This is a genomic window from Anaeromyxobacter oryzisoli, assembly GCF_022690765.1.
In the GTDB taxonomy this organism is placed as follows: Bacteria; Myxococcota; Myxococcia; order Myxococcales; family Anaeromyxobacteraceae; genus Anaeromyxobacter; species Anaeromyxobacter oryzisoli.
In genome coordinates this window covers 55,495-69,172 of sequence record NZ_JALCZA010000006.1, presented here as the reverse complement: position 1 = coordinate 69,172, position 13,678 = coordinate 55,495, and the positions used below count along the sequence as shown (strand labels likewise).

General features: G+C 70.3%; 13 protein-coding genes. All 13 read left to right on the top strand.

Features of this window, described 5'->3' with window-relative positions; genetic code table 11:
• Positions 1 to 43: 43 nt before the first annotated feature.
• The 13 genes from atpA to ychF all read left to right on the top strand — a co-directional run bounded on the left by atpA (position 44) and on the right by ychF (position 13,639).
• Positions 44 to 1,576 (top strand): F0F1 ATP synthase subunit alpha, encoded by a 1,533-nt coding sequence (atpA, locus tag MNZ27_RS03460; RefSeq protein ID WP_242392638.1) that lies wholly within the window; start codon positions 44 to 46, stop codon positions 1,574 to 1,576.
• 24 nt (positions 1,577 to 1,600) lie between these two features.
• A complete protein-coding gene (gene atpG / locus MNZ27_RS03455) occupies positions 1,601 to 2,476 on the top strand; it encodes an ATP synthase F1 subunit gamma (RefSeq protein ID WP_242392637.1) in 876 nt (291 codons plus the stop codon).
• A gap of 20 nt (positions 2,477 to 2,496) precedes the next feature.
• A complete protein-coding gene (gene atpD / locus MNZ27_RS03450) occupies positions 2,497 to 3,945 on the top strand; it encodes a F0F1 ATP synthase subunit beta (protein WP_242392636.1) in 1,449 nt (482 codons plus the stop codon).
• Positions 3,946 to 3,948: 3 nt separating this feature from the next.
• On the top strand, positions 3,949 to 4,347 hold the full coding sequence (locus MNZ27_RS03445) for a F0F1 ATP synthase subunit epsilon (RefSeq protein WP_242392635.1): 399 nt from the start codon (positions 3,949 to 3,951) through the stop codon (positions 4,345 to 4,347).
• Positions 4,348 to 4,697: 350 nt separating this feature from the next.
• A complete protein-coding gene (gene gyrA / locus MNZ27_RS03440) occupies positions 4,698 to 7,412 on the top strand; it encodes a DNA gyrase subunit A (RefSeq protein WP_277957526.1) in 2,715 nt (904 codons plus the stop codon).
• Positions 7,409 to 8,257, top strand: a complete 849-nt coding sequence (locus MNZ27_RS03435) for a tetratricopeptide repeat protein (protein ID WP_242392634.1) — start codon at positions 7,409 to 7,411, stop codon at positions 8,255 to 8,257. The genes gyrA and MNZ27_RS03435 overlap by 4 nt, the downstream gene beginning before the upstream one ends.
• Positions 8,258 to 8,277: 20 nt before the next feature.
• A complete protein-coding gene (hemL, locus tag MNZ27_RS03430) occupies positions 8,278 to 9,570 on the top strand; it encodes a glutamate-1-semialdehyde 2,1-aminomutase (protein WP_242392633.1) in 1,293 nt (430 codons plus the stop codon).
• A 187-nt stretch (positions 9,571 to 9,757) separates the two neighbouring features.
• On the top strand, positions 9,758 to 10,021 hold the full coding sequence (locus tag MNZ27_RS03425; RefSeq protein WP_242392632.1) for an AtpZ/AtpI family protein: 264 nt from the start codon (positions 9,758 to 9,760) through the stop codon (positions 10,019 to 10,021).
• Positions 10,018 to 10,386: a hypothetical protein gene (locus MNZ27_RS03420; RefSeq protein ID WP_242392631.1), complete on the top strand. Its 369-nt coding sequence runs from the start codon at positions 10,018 to 10,020 to the stop codon at positions 10,384 to 10,386. Before MNZ27_RS03425 ends, MNZ27_RS03420 begins: the two co-directional genes overlap by 4 nt.
• Positions 10,383 to 11,486, top strand: a complete 1,104-nt coding sequence (locus tag MNZ27_RS03415) for a F0F1 ATP synthase subunit A (protein ID WP_242392630.1) — start codon at positions 10,383 to 10,385, stop codon at positions 11,484 to 11,486. The genes MNZ27_RS03420 and MNZ27_RS03415 overlap by 4 nt, the downstream gene beginning before the upstream one ends.
• 90 nt (positions 11,487 to 11,576) lie before the next feature.
• Positions 11,577 to 11,810 carry an ATP synthase F0 subunit C gene (gene atpE / locus MNZ27_RS03410; RefSeq protein ID WP_242392629.1) on the top strand — a complete coding sequence of 78 codons (234 nt, stop codon included), beginning with the start codon at positions 11,577 to 11,579 and terminating at the stop codon, positions 11,808 to 11,810.
• Positions 11,811 to 11,896: 86 nt separating this feature from the next.
• Entirely contained in the window at positions 11,897 to 12,436 is a 540-nt protein-coding gene (atpF, locus tag MNZ27_RS03405; RefSeq protein WP_242392628.1) for a F0F1 ATP synthase subunit B, read from the top strand.
• 90 nt (positions 12,437 to 12,526) lie between these two features.
• Positions 12,527 to 13,639, top strand: coding sequence for a redox-regulated ATPase YchF (gene ychF, locus MNZ27_RS03400; RefSeq protein WP_242392627.1), 1,113 nt, complete (start codon positions 12,527 to 12,529; stop codon positions 13,637 to 13,639).
• The last annotated feature ends 39 nt before the right edge of the window (positions 13,640 to 13,678 follow it).

Sequence of the window (13,678 nt, the reverse complement as noted above, 5' to 3'; positions counted from 1 at the left end):
CCCTCTTCAGCAATCGTCTAACGAAGCAGTTCCGGAGACATCGATGGAAATCCGCGCCGACGAGATCAGCCGCATCATCCGCGAGCAGATCAAGGATTACGGGAAGAAGCTCGACGTCGCCGAGACCGGCACCGTCCTCAGCCAGGCCGACGGCGTGGCTCGCGTCTACGGGTTGGCCGGCGCTGCGGCCGGCGAGCTGCTCGAGTTCCCGGGCGGCACGCGCGGCCTCGTGCTGAACCTCGAGGAGGACAACGTCGGCGCCGCGATCATGGGCGAGTTCTCGCACATCCGCGAGGGCGACCCCGTCAAGCGGACCGGGAAGATCGCCGAGGTGCCGGTGGGCGAGGAGCTGCTCGGCCGCGTGGTGGACGGCCTCGGCAACCCCATCGACGGCCGCGGCGCGATCAACGCGAAGCACACCCGCAAGATCGAGATCAAGGCCCCCGGCATCGTGAAGCGCAAGTCGGTGCACGAGCCGATGCAGACCGGCCTCAAGGCGATCGACGCCCTCGTGCCGATCGGCCGCGGGCAGCGCGAGCTCGTCCTCGGCGACCGCCAGACCGGCAAGACCGCCCTCGCGATCGACGCGATCATCAACAACAAGGGGAACAACCTCTACTGCTTCTACGTCGCCATCGGGCAGAAGCAGTCCACGGTCGCCCGCGTGGTGGACACGCTGAAGAAGTACGGCGCGATGGAGTACACCACGGTCATCGCGGCCAACGCGTCCGACGCCGCCCCGATGCAGTACCTCGCGCCGTACACCGGCGTCACGATGGCGGAGTACTTCCGCGACACCGGGCGGCACGCCCTCATCATCTACGACGACCTCTCGAAGCAGGCCGTGGCGTACCGGCAGCTCTCGCTGCTCCTCCGCCGGCCGCCTGGGCGTGAGGCGTACCCGGGCGACGTGTTCTACCTCCACAGCCGCCTCCTCGAGCGCGCCGCGAAGCTCTCCGACAAGGAGGGCGCCGGGTCGCTCACCGCGCTCCCCATCATCGAGACGCAGGCCGGCGACGTGTCGGCGTACATCCCGACGAACGTCATCTCGATCACGGACGGCCAGATCTTCCTCGAGACGAACCTCTTCTATCAGGGCGTCCGGCCGGCCATTAACGTCGGCATCTCGGTGTCCCGCGTCGGCGGGTCCGCGCAGATCAAGGCGATGAAGCAGGTCGCCGGGTCGCTGAAGCTCGACCTCGCCCAGTACCGCGAGCTCGCCGCCTTCGCGCAGTTCGGCTCCGACCTCGACAAGGCCACCCAGGAGACGCTGGCCCGCGGCGAGCGGCTCGTCGAGGTGCTGAAGCAGGCGCAGTACCAGCCGATGCCCGTCGAGAAGCAGGTCATCCAGATCTACGCCGCGACGATGAAGGACGCGGACGGCCACGGCTGGATCCGTCCGGTCCCGACCGCGCAGGTGGGGCGCTACATGAAGGAGCTCGTCGAGTTCCTCGACGCGCGCCACCCGGGCATCGCGAAGACGATCGCCGAGAAGAAGGCGCTCGACGACTCCATCAAGGGCGAGCTCAACGCTGCGCTCACGGAGTTCGCCGGCGTCTTCCAGATCGAGGGCTAGTCAAGCGGTTCCGAGGAGTCTCGAGTGCCTTCCCTTCGCGACATTCGCAACCGCATCGGCTCGGTCAAGTCGACGCGGCAGATCACCAAGGCGATGAAGATGGTGTCCGCGGCGAAGCTCCGCCGCGCCCAGGACGCCATCCTCAAGACCCGTCCCTACGCGATGCTGCTCGAGCAGACGCTCGGCCGCGTCGCGGCGCGGGCGGCGCAGGCCGAGGCCACGGCGCACCCGCTCCTCGCGGCGCGGGCCGAGCGGCGGGCCGAGGTGGTCGTCATCACGAGCGACCGCGGCCTCGCCGGCGGCTTCAACTCGAACATCTGCCGGCGCGTGCAGCGGTTCCTGGTCGAGAGCGCCGAGCGGTTCGAGCAGGTCGCGGTGTCCACCGTCGGCAAGAAGGGGCGCGAATACTTCCGCGCCCGCAAGATCGAGGTCCGCAAGGACTTCACCGGCGTCCAGACCCACCTCACGTTCGAGAAGGCCGAGGCGCTCTCCCGCGAGTACCAGGAGCGCTACCTCGCTGGCGAGGTGGACGCGGTCTTCCTCGCCTACAACGAGTTCAAGAGCGCCATCTCGCAGAAGCCGGTGGTGGTCCAGCTCCTCCCCATCCAGACCGCCGCCGAGGCCGACGCGTCCGGCGCGTCGATCGACTTCAAGTACGAGCCGTCGCGCGACGCGCTCCTCGCCGACCTCCTCCCCCGGCACGTCTCCATGCAGGTGTGGCGCGCCCTCCTCGAGTCCGCCGCGTCGGAGCACGGCGCCCGGATGAGCTCGATGGAGTCCGCGACCAAGAACGCCGAGGAGATGATCACGTCGCTCAGCCTCCAGTACAACCGCGCCCGCCAGGCTTTCGTGACGAAGGAGCTCATGGAGATCGTGAGCGGCGCCGAGGCCCTCAAGTAACGGTCGTTTGAAAGGAAGACATGTCCACCGCTACGAACGTTCAGAACGGCAGGATCACGCAGGTCATCGGCCCCGTCATCGACGTGGAGTTTCCGGCCGGCGCGCTCCCGGACATCTACACCGCCCTCGCGGTGACGAACCCGGGCATCGACGAGCGGCCTGACAACCTCGTCATCGAGGTCTCCCAGCACCTCGGCGAGAACACCGCGCGCTGCATCGCGATGGACTCGACCGACGGCCTCGTCCGCGGCATGCCCGTGAAGAACACCGGGGCGCCGATCTCCGTGCCCGTCGGCAAGGCGGTGCTCGGCCGCATCCTCAACGTCGTCGGCGATCCCGTCGACGAGCGCGGCCCGGTCGCGGCGACGCAGCGGCTCCCGATCCACCGCGCGGCGCCGACCCTGGTCGAGCAGAACGTCAAGATCGAGGCGTTCGAGACCGGCATCAAGGTGCTCGACCTCCTCGCCCCGTACCTCCGCGGCGGCAAGATCGGCCTCTTCGGCGGCGCCGGCGTCGGCAAGACCGTGCTCCTCATGGAGCTCGTGAACAACGTCGCGAAGAAGCGCGGCGGCTTCTCGGTGTTCGGCGGCGTCGGCGAGCGCACCCGCGAGGGGAACGACCTCTACAACGAGATGATCGAGTCGGGGGTCATCAACAAGGACGATCTCTCGAAGAGCCAGTGCGTGCTCGTGTACGGCCAGATGAACGAGCCGCCGGGCGCCCGCGCCCGCGTCGCCCTCTCGGCGCTCACCGTCGCCGAGTACTTCCGCGACGTCGAGAACCGCGACATGCTGCTCTTCGTCGACAACATCTTCCGGTTCACGCAGGCTGGCTCCGAGGTGTCCGCCCTCCTCGGCCGCATCCCGTCGGCCGTCGGTTACCAGCCGACGCTCTCCACGGAGATGGGCGAGCTGCAGGAGCGCATCACCTCCACGCAGAAGGGCGCCATCACGTCGGTGCAGGCGATCTACGTCCCCGCCGACGACCTCACCGACCCGGCCCCGGCGACCGCGTTCGCGCACCTCGACGCGACCACGGTGCTCTCCCGCAAGCTGACCGAGATCGGCATCTACCCGGCCGTGGACCCGCTCGACTCGACGTCGCGCATCCTCGACCCGCTCGTCGTCGGCGTCGAGCACTACACGGTCGCCCGCAAGGTCCAGGAGACCCTGCAGCGCTACAAGGATCTCCAGGACATCATCGCCATCCTCGGCATGGACGAGCTCTCCGAGGACGACAAGCTCACCGTCGCGCGCGCGCGCAAGATCCAGCGCTTCCTCTCGCAACCCTTCACCGTCGCCCAGCAGTTCACCGGCAACCCCGGCAAGTACGTCGAGCTCAAGGACACCGTCCGCGGCTTCAAGGAGATCGTGGAAGGCAAGCACGACGACCTGCCGGAGCAGGCGTTCTACATGGTCGGCGGCATCGAAGAGGCGGTCGAGAAGGCGAAGAAGCTGGCCGCGGGGTAACCGATGGCGCTCACCCTCGACATCGTCACGCCGGAGCGGCGCGTCCTCTCGGTCACCGTGGACGAGGTGCGCGCGCCCGGCGTGCTGGGCGGGTTCGGCATCCGCCTGAACCACGAGCCCTTCATGACGGCCCTCGAGCCGGGTCGGCTCACCTACCTCGAGGGCGGGCGCGAGCACCACTACGCCGTCGGCGGCGGGTTCCTCCAGGTCGCCGACAACAAGGTGATCGTGCTCGCCGACACGGCCGAGGCCGCCGCGGACATCGACGTCGCCCGGGCTCGGAAGACCTTCGAGGAGGCGCAGGACCGGCTCCTCGCGCTCACCGAGCAGGACGAGGGCTACGGCGCCGAGTCCGCCCGGGTGAAGCGCGCCGCCGCCCGCCTCCGCGTGGCCGGTAGCTAGGCGTCACGCTCCAGCGACGCTCCCGATCGCGGGGAGGGTGCCCAGGCGCCCTCCCCGCGCTGCTTTTCGGCTCTCTCGCGGTCTCTTCGGCTGCGCGGAGCGCTGGCCAGGGCGATCGCCGCGCGTGACCCCTTCGCCCCCCAGCGTGGCGGTGGCGGGCGGCCGCTCGCCGGCGTCCGCGCGCGACGCGTGGCGGACCCGGGCGCGGGGCGCGCCGGGAGCCCCGTCCCAAGGGGGCGTGATATGCAAACGCATTGAAACCAAAGGGAGAATCGGCTACAAACATAGTTTCGCGCCAGGGCCAGCCGCAGCGGCCCGCCCACCGCGAGACCCCCCCACCCGAGCTCCCGATGGCCGAAGAGACCCAGCCCCCGCAGCCACCCAGCGCGACGCCCCCGCAGCCGCCGGGGGACGGGCACCGCGCGCAGGTCAACATCGAGCAGGAGATGCGCAAGTCGTATCTCGACTACTCGATGTCGGTCATCATCGGCCGCGCGCTCCCCGACGTGCGCGACGGCATGAAGCCGGTGCACCGGCGCGTGATGTACGCGATGCACACGGAGGGGCTGCACTACAACAAGCGCTACTCCAAGTGCGCCGGCGTCGTCGGCGAGGTCCTGAAGAAGTACCACCCGCACGGCGACTCCTCCGTCTACGACGCGCTGGTCCGGCTCGCCCAGGACTGGAACCTCCGTTACCCGCTCGTCGACGGCCAGGGCAACTTCGGCTCGGTGGACGGCGACCCGGCCGCCGCGTACCGGTACACCGAGTGCCGCCTCGAGCGGCTCGCCGACTTCCTCCTCGCCGACATCGACAAGGACACGGTCGACTGGTCCCCGAACTTCGACGACTCGATCCTCGAGCCGAAGGTCCTCCCCACCCGCTTCCCCAACCTGCTCGTCAACGGCTCGGCCGGCATCGCGGTCGGCATGGCGACGAACATCCCGCCGCACAACATGGGCGAGGTGATCGACGCGGCGATCCACCTGATCGGGAACCCGAAGGCGACCGTCGCCGAGCTGATGCGCTTCGTCCCGGGGCCGGACTTCCCGACGGCGGGCATCATCCTCGGGCGGGACGGCATCCGCGCGGCGTACGAGAAGGGGCGCGGGACGATCCAGGTCCGCGCCCGCGCGTCGGTCGAGGTGCACCCGAAGACCGAGCGCGAGGCGATCGTCGTCACCGAGATCCCCTACCAGGTCAACAAGGCGAAGCTCGTCGAGCACATCGCGGAGCTCGTCCGCGAGAAGAGGCTCGAGGGGATCAGCGACCTCCGCGACGAGTCCTCGCGCGAGGGGATGCGCATCGTCATCGAGCTGAAGCGCGATGCGGTCGCGCAGGTCGTGCTGAACAACCTGTACACGCACACGCAGATGCAGACGGGCTTCGGCGTGATCATGCTCGCCATCGACGGCGGGCAGCCGCGGGTCCTCACGCTGAAGGAGCTGCTCGAGCGGTTCGTCGCGCACCGGCGCGACGTGGTGACGCGGCGGACCCGCTACGAGCTCCGCAAGGCGCGCGAGCGCGAGCACATCCTGCTCGGCCTCCAGATCGCGCTCGACCACATCGACGAGATCATCGAGCTCATCAAGAAGGCCAAGGATCGCGACTCGGCCCGCGACGGGCTCATCGAGCGGTTCGGCCTCTCCGAGCTCCAGGCGAAGGCGATCCTGGAGATGCAGCTCCAGCGCCTCACCGGCCTCGAGCGCCAGAAGATCCTGGACGAGCTCGCCGAGGTGCAGCGGCTCATCGCGCGCCTGAAGGAGATCCTTGCCTCCGAGAAGGTGATGATGGACGTCATCGTCGGCGAGCTGAAGGAGGTGCGGGAGCTCTTCGCCGACGAGCGCCGGACGGAGATCCAGGGCGAGGTGAACGACCTCTCCACCGAGGACCTCATCGCCGAGGAGGAGATGGTCGTCACCGTCTCGCACCTCGGCTACGTGAAGCGGAACCCGGTGACCCTCTACCGCGCGCAGAAGCGCGGCGGCCGCGGGCGGACCGGCGCCGCGACGCGGGACGAGGACTTCCTCGAGAGCCTCTTCGTCGCCTCGACGCACAGCTACCTGCTCGTCTTCACCGACAAGGGGAAGGTGTACTGGCTCAAGGTGCACGAGATCCCGCAGGCGGGCCCCACCGCCAAGGGGAAGCCGATCGTGAACCTCGTCCAGCTAGCGCCGGGCGAGAAGGTCGCGGCGATCCTGCCGGTGCGGCGGCTGCCGGAGCCGCCCTCCGCGGGCGGCGAGGAGCCGGCCGAGGTCGAGGCGCCCGGCGGGGCCGAGGAGAAGGCGGAGGCCGGCCCGGCCACGGGCGAGTTCGTGTTCATGGTGACGCGCAAGGGCGTCATCAAGCGGACCCGGCTCGACCAGTTCGCCCGGCCGCGGGCGGCGGGCATCATCGGGCTCGGGATCGAGGAGGGCGACGAGCTCATCGCGGCGCGGATCACGGATGGGACGAGCCACGTGCTCCTCTCCACCGCGCACGGGATGGCGATCCGGTTCGAGGAGTCGGACGTGCGCGTGATGGGCCGGACCGCGTACGGCGTGAAGGGCGTCACCCTCGAGCCGGACGACGCGGTCGTCGCCGGTGAGGCGATCGCCGTCCCGAAGGAAGGCGAGCCGTCGCCGACGATCCTCACCGTCACGCAGAACGGCTACGGGAAGCGGACCGAGCTCGCCGAGTACCGGGTGCAGACCCGGGGCGGCAAGGGCACCATCACCATCAAGACCACCGAGCGAAACGGTCCGGTGGTGGCCGCGGCGCGGGTCACCGACGCCGAGGAGGTGATGCTCATCACCAACGGGGGCATGCTCATCCGCATGCCGGCGAAGGGGATCAGCGTCATCGGCCGGAACACCCAGGGCGTGCGCCTCATCACCCTGGAGTCGAAGGACGAGCAGGTCGTCGGGGTCGCCCGCGTGGCCGAGACCAGCGCCGAGGCCGAGGCCGCCGGGGTCCGCGAGGAGCCGGAGGGCGCCGCGCCCGTCGAGACGGCGCCCCAAGAAGCGGGCGACGACGCGGGCGGTGACGCGGGCGAGGGCGGAGAGGGGCCGGAGGAGCAGGGGTGATCTCCGCGTCCCGCGGGCGCGGGGTCGGCAGGGCCCTGGCCTTCGCGCTCGTCCTCGCCGCGTCCGGCTGCGGCTCGAGCGAGGGGCGGCTCGAGGCGGCGAACGCGCTGCGCCACAAGGGCGACCAGAAGGGCGCGCTCGAGGGCTACAAGGTCCTCCTCGCCGACCTCGGCGAGGGACCGCTCGGCGACGCGGACTCGGTCATCCGGCGGAAGGCGCTGCGCTTCGCCGCCGACGTCTCCTACCTGGAGCTCGGGGACTACAGCGCGGCGATCGCCTACTACCGGCGCGTCGTGTCGCTCTACCCGGGGTCGAAGGAGGCGCTCGAGGCGCGCGCGATCACCGGCGAGATCCTGCGCGACCGCTTCGACGACCGGCTCGGCGCCATCGCCCAGTGGGCGGACGTCGCCCAGTCGCAGGCGCCCGAGGCGCCGAAGTACCAGCTCGAGATCGCGCGGGCGTACCTCGAGCTGAAGCGCTACGAGCAGGCGCGCGCCGAGGCGCGGAAGCTCCAGGAGCGCTGGCCCGACCACGAGCTCGCCGACGAGGCGCAGCTCCTCACCGGCCAGGCGTGGGCCCTCGAGCGGCAGGACGCCCGGGCGCTCGGTGCGTTCGAGGCGCTCCTCCAGCGGGGCCCGCGCCCGGACATGGCCGCGCGCGTGCTCGAGGCCGAGGCCCACATCCAGTCGCAGCAGGGGAAGTTCGACCGCGCGCTCGAGCTGTACGCCCGGGCGCTCCCGGCGCATCCGAACCCGGACTCGGTGCGGACCGCGATCTCGCTGGTGCGCGAGCGCCGCGATCGGGCGAAGATCGCCCTGCCCGGCCGCACCGACGCCTTCAAGTGAACCGAGCACGGAGAGATGACATGAAGACCGAGCTGTCCGAGAAGCTGTTCGCGAAGGCGAAGGACCTGTTCCCCGGCGGCGTGAACAGCCCGGTGCGGGCGTTCCGGGGCGTCGGCGGCACGCCGCGCTTCATCGCCCGCGGCAAGGGCAGCCACCTCGTGGACGTGGACGGCAACGACTACGTCGACTACGTGCTCTCCTGGGGGCCGCTCATCGTCGGGCACTGCCACCCGGAGGTGATGCGCGAGGTGCAGGACGCGATGAAGGACGGCTCGTCCTTCGGCGCCTGCTCGCCGCGCGAGATCCAGCTCGCCGAGCTGGTCCGCGCGCGGATGCCGTGGGTCGAGAAGATGCGGTTCTGCTCGTCCGGCACCGAGGCGACCACCGCGGCGATCCGGGTGGCGCGCGGCTTCACCGGGCGCGACGACATCGTGAAGTGCGACGGCTGCTATCACGGTGCGGGCGATCCGCTCCTCGTGAAGGCGGGCTCCGGCGTCGAGACCCTCGGGCTCCCCGACTCCCCCGGCGTGCCGGCCGACTACGCGAAGCACACGCTCACGGTCCCCTACAACGACCTGGCCGCGATGGAGAAGCTCTTCGCGGAGCGGGGCGCGCGGATCGCCGCGGTCATCGTGGAGCCGATCGTCGGGAACATGGGCGTCCTCGTCCCCCGCCCCGGCTACCTCGAGGGACTGCTCGCGATCTGCCGCAAGCACGGGGCGCTCCTCATCATCGACGAGGTGATGACCGGCTTCCGGGTCTCCTCGGGCGGCGCGTGCGGCCTGTACGGGATCCGGCCGGACCTCGTGACGTTCGGGAAGGTGATCGGCGCCGGGCTGCCGGTCGGCGCCTTCGGCGGGCGCGCCGACGTGATGGATCGGGTGGCGCCGGCCGGGCCGATCTACCAGGCCGGGACGCTCTCCGGGAACCCGATGGCGATGGCGGCCGGGTTCTCGACGCTCCGGCTCATGACCCCCGCCGCGTACGAGAAGCTGGAGCAGCTCGGGGCGGCGCTCGCCGACGGGCTCGTGAAGGCCGCCGCGGCGGAGAAGGTGCCGGTGCAGGTGAACCGGGTCGGCTCGATGTTCACCGTGTTCTTCTCGGAGAAGCCGGTGTTCGACGCCGCGAGCGCCCGCGCGGCGAGCACGCGGCGGTTCGGCGCGTTCTTCCACGCGATGCTCGAGAACGGCGTCTACCTGCCGCCCTCCCAGTTCGAGGCCTGCTTCCTCTCGATCGCGCACACCGAGGCCGATCTCGACCGCACCGTGGCCGCCGCGCGGCTCGGGTTCGCCGCGGCCGCCCAGGTCGAGTAGCCGCCGGCCGCCTCGCCCGCCGCCCGGATCGTGGTCCGGGCGGCGGGCCTCGGACGGGGATGTAGGTCATTGACGTCCGGGGCCGCGCCTGCTATACGGGCGTGCCTTTCCTCTTGCCTCGAGCACCGAAAACCCGGAGCGAATCCGGCGAGGTACCGGCGGCAGGCGGGCGAGTCGGAGGTGGCTGATGGGTCCGAGCGATCGAGAGCGCCGGGCGCCGGAAGAGCAGGGTCTCTCGAACCTTGCGCTCGCACACCGCAAGGCGGCGCCGTACATCGGGGCGGGCTGGTCGCTGGTCGCCTCGATCGTCGTCTTCGCCGGCGCCGGGTACTGGCTGGACGGGAAGATGGGCAACCGGACCCCCTGGTTCACGCTGGTGGGCTCGGTGCTCGGCATCACCGGTGGCTTGATCAGCTTCCTGAGGTTGGCGCTCAGGACGGGGAAAAAGTGAAGCACCAGACGGTCGCCGCGCTCACCGCAGTCGCCTTCATCGGAGCCGCCCTCCTCACGGGCGCGCACCGGCGCGGCGCGGTCGTCGGCGCGACGGTCTCGGGGCTCACCGGGGTCGGGTCGATCTTCGCGATGGGCCGGTTCGCGCGCGGCGGCGGCAAGGTCGTGCAGCGCGCCCTCGCGGTGATGGCCGTCGCCTTCCTCGTCCGGATCGTCCTCGTGGCGCTCGGGACCTTCGCGATCGTCCGCGCGGGCGAGAGCGTCGTGGCCTTCGTCGCCGCCTTCTTCATCCCTTACTTCGTCTTCAGCGCCATCGAGGGCGCCTTCCTCAACACCCTCAACCGGGGAACGGGTCCGATCGCATGACCGCCGCAACGCTCGTCACGCTCGCCTTGAGCCTCACCCTCGCGCAGCACGAGGGCAACGCCGCCGCTCCGGCGGCCGCGCCCGTCGTGGAGCAGGCCGCTCCCTCGGCCGGGGCGCCGCAGCCCGGCGCCCCCGCGGTCCCGGCGGAGCACGGCGCCGCCGCGGCTGAGGAGCACGGCGAGGGGCACGCGGCCGCCGGCGAGCACGGCGCGGCCGGCGGGCACGCCCCGGACATCGGCTCCGTGATGCTCCACCACGTCTCCGACAACTACGTCCTCGAGTACCCGGGCCACTGCGAAGGCTCCTGGCAGTGGAACTGCGAGGCCGACATGCGCGAGATCTTCGGGAGCTCGCTCAAGTTCGGCCGCCTGGACATGACCCCGACGAAGCACGTCGTGATGATGTGGATCGCCTCGGTGCTCCTCCTCCTGGTGGTTCTCGGCTCGGTCCGGAAGAAGAGCGTCGTCCCGCACGGCCTCTACAACTTCATCGAGGTCCTGGTCGCGTTCGTCCGCAACGAGATCGCCGTGAAGAACATCGGCGAGAAGGACGCGGACCGGTTCACGCCGTACCTGGTGACGGCCTTCTTCTTCATCCTCTTCCTGAACCTCTTCGGCCTGGTGCCGTTCGCCGCCACCGCCACCGCGAACATCTCGGTGACGATGATGCTGGCGACGTTCACCTGGATCATCACCCAGTACGCGCAGATCAAGGCCGTGGGGATCCGCGGCTACCTCTCGCACCTGACCGGCGGCGTCCCGGGGTCGCTCTGGCCGCTCTGGTTCATCATGGTGCCGGTCGAGTTCCTCGGCCTCTTCACCAAGCCCTTCGCCCTCACGGTCCGACTCTTCGCGAACATGGTGGCGGGGCACTTCGTCATCCTCGCCCTCCTCGGCCTCATCTTCGTGATCTCGCCGTGGGTGATGTTCGGCGCGGTGCCGATGGCGCTCTCGATCTTCATGCTCGAGCTCTTCGTCGCCTTCGTGCAGGCGTACATCTTCACGATGCTCTCGTCGCTCTTCATCGGGTCGGTGGTGGTGAGCCACGACCACGGCGAGCACGAGGAGCACGGCGCCCAGGGTTCTCACGTGGCGGGGTAGTCCCCGACCATGGGTAGTAGAGCGCAGTACGCGCCACGGGAAGTCGCGGCCCGGTAATCCCGCGCCTCGCAGCACCCAGGAGAAGCAGACATGACCTCGACCGCTCTCGCCTTCCTGTCCGCCGGCTTCGGCGCCGGCCTCGCCGTCCTCGGCGCCGGCCTCGGCATCGGCAAGCTCGCCGCCGCCGCGATGGAGGGCTCCGCCCGCCAGCCGACCGCCGCCGGCGACATCCGCACCTCGATGATCATCGCCGCCGCCCTCATCGAGGGCGCGACGCTCTTCGCGATCGTCGTGTGCCTCCTCCTCGGCCTCAAGGTTGCGTAGTAGTCAGCCACCTCCCGCCTCCCCGCGCCGGGAACGGCGCGGGGGGACGGGCCCGTAGAACCTGAACCAGAAGACGGAGCTCTCGAATGGCCTCCTTCGCGACCCTGACGCCCGTGCTCGCCGCCGGCTCGATCGTCGACATCAACCCCGGCCTCACGCTGTGGACGGGAATCACCTTCCTGCTCCTGCTCGCGGTCCTGGCGAAGTTCGCCTGGGGGCCGATCGTGAAGATGCTCGCCGAGCGCGAGCGCTCCATCCGCGAGGCGATCGACTCGGCCAAGAAGGAGCGGGCCGAGGCCGAGAAGCTCCTCGCGTCCCAGAAGGAGTCCCTCGCCCGCGCGCAGCGCGAGGCGGCCGAGATCGCCCGCCGCAACCAGCAGGAGGTCGAGGCGCTGCGGCAGGAGCTCACCGCCAAGGCGCGCAAGGAGGCGGACGACCTCGTGGCCGACGCCCGGCGCCAGATCGCCGAGGAGCTCACCAAGGCGAAGGCGGAGCTCAAGGCCCAGGTGGTGGACCTCGCCATCGACGCCGCGAGCCGGCTCGTCAAGGCGAACCTGGACGAGAAGTCCCAGCGCGCGCTGGTCGAGGAGTACATCGCGCAGCTCCCCGCGAACCGCGCCGCCTAGCGGCGGCCGTCGCCCGGGTACAGCGCGCTCCGGCGGGCCCCGCGTCCGTCGGAGCGCTGTCGTTTTTCGCGGGTTATCCAGGTACGCGTCATGGGCCTCTCGATCGGCATCGTCGGCCTCCCCAACGTGGGGAAGTCCACCCTCTTCAACGCGCTGCTCGGCGCGGCCCAGGCGGCCGCGGCGAACTACCCGTTCTGCACCATCGAGCCGAACGTGGGGGTGGTGCCGGTCCCGGACGCCCGGCTCGAGGCGCTCGCGGCGCTCTTCCAGCCGAAGAAGAAGACCCCGACCACCCTCGAGTTCGTGGACATCGCCGGGCTCGTCGCCGGGGCGTCGAAGGGCGAGGGGCTCGGCAACCAGTTCCTCGCGAACATCCGCGAGGTGGACGCGGTCGCGCACGTGCTCCGCTGCTTCGAGGACCCGGACGTCGTGCACGTCGCCGGGAAGGTGGACCCGCGGGGCGACCGCGAGGTGGTCGAGACCGAGCTCATGCTGAAGGACCTCGAGTCTGTCGAGAAGAAGCGGGAGCGGTCGCTCAAGAACGCGAAGGCGCCCGGCAAGCCGGGCGAGCTGGCGAAGCACGAGGTGGCCGTCCTCGACAAGGTGAAGGCGGGGCTCGACGCGGGGGTCCCGGTCCGCCGCCAGGCGCTCGGGGAGGAGGAGCGCGCGGTCCTGAAGGATCTCTTCCTCCTCACCTCGAAGCCGGTCCTCTACATCGCGAACGTGGACGAGTCCCAGCTCGGGAAGGAGTCCAGCGATCCGCACATCCTCGCGGTGAAGGCGCTCGCGGACGCCGAGGGCGCCCCGATGGTGGAGATCTCCGGGAAGGTCGAGTCCGAGCTCGTCGCCCTCTCCGCCGCGGAGCGCGAGGAGTACCTCCAGTCCCTCGGCCTCGAGGAGCCGGGGCTCGACCGGCTCGTGCACGCCGGCTACCGGCTGCTCGGGCTCGTCACCTTCCTCACCGCGGGGGAGGACGAGTGCCGGGCCTGGACCGTGCGCAAGGGCGCGACTGCGCCGCAGGCCGCTGGCGTCATCCACACGGACTTCGAGAAGGGCTTCATCAAGGCCGAGGTCATCCGGGTCGAGGACCTCCTCGAGCTGAAGACCGAGGCGGCCTGCCGGGAAAAAGGAAAGCTCCGGATCGAGGGCAAGGATTACGTCGTCCAGGATGGCGACGTCATGCACTTTCGGTTTAATGTCTAGCGAGGCGTGCCGCCCCGGCCCTACTCCACGGGGCGTGCC

What these genes read in the sequence shown, in the direction of transcription:
- atpA (WP_242392638.1), top strand. Translation starts at nt 44, where the DNA reads ATGGAAATCCGCGCCGACGAGATCAGCCGCATCATCCGCGAGCAGATC.
- atpD (WP_242392636.1), top strand. Translation starts at nt 2,497, where the DNA reads ATGTCCACCGCTACGAACGTTCAGAACGGCAGGATCACGCAGGTCATC.
- MNZ27_RS03445 (WP_242392635.1), top strand. Translation starts at nt 3,949, where the DNA reads ATGGCGCTCACCCTCGACATCGTCACGCCGGAGCGGCGCGTCCTCTCG.
- gyrA (WP_277957526.1), top strand. Translation starts at nt 4,698, where the DNA reads ATGGCCGAAGAGACCCAGCCCCCGCAGCCACCCAGCGCGACGCCCCCG.
- hemL (WP_242392633.1), top strand. Translation starts at nt 8,278, where the DNA reads ATGAAGACCGAGCTGTCCGAGAAGCTGTTCGCGAAGGCGAAGGACCTG.
- MNZ27_RS03425 (WP_242392632.1), top strand. Translation starts at nt 9,758, where the DNA reads ATGGGTCCGAGCGATCGAGAGCGCCGGGCGCCGGAAGAGCAGGGTCTC.
- MNZ27_RS03415 (WP_242392630.1), top strand. Translation starts at nt 10,383, where the DNA reads ATGACCGCCGCAACGCTCGTCACGCTCGCCTTGAGCCTCACCCTCGCG.
- atpE (WP_242392629.1), top strand. Translation starts at nt 11,577, where the DNA reads ATGACCTCGACCGCTCTCGCCTTCCTGTCCGCCGGCTTCGGCGCCGGC.
- atpF (WP_242392628.1), top strand. Translation starts at nt 11,897, where the DNA reads ATGGCCTCCTTCGCGACCCTGACGCCCGTGCTCGCCGCCGGCTCGATC.
- ychF (WP_242392627.1), top strand. Translation starts at nt 12,527, where the DNA reads ATGGGCCTCTCGATCGGCATCGTCGGCCTCCCCAACGTGGGGAAGTCC.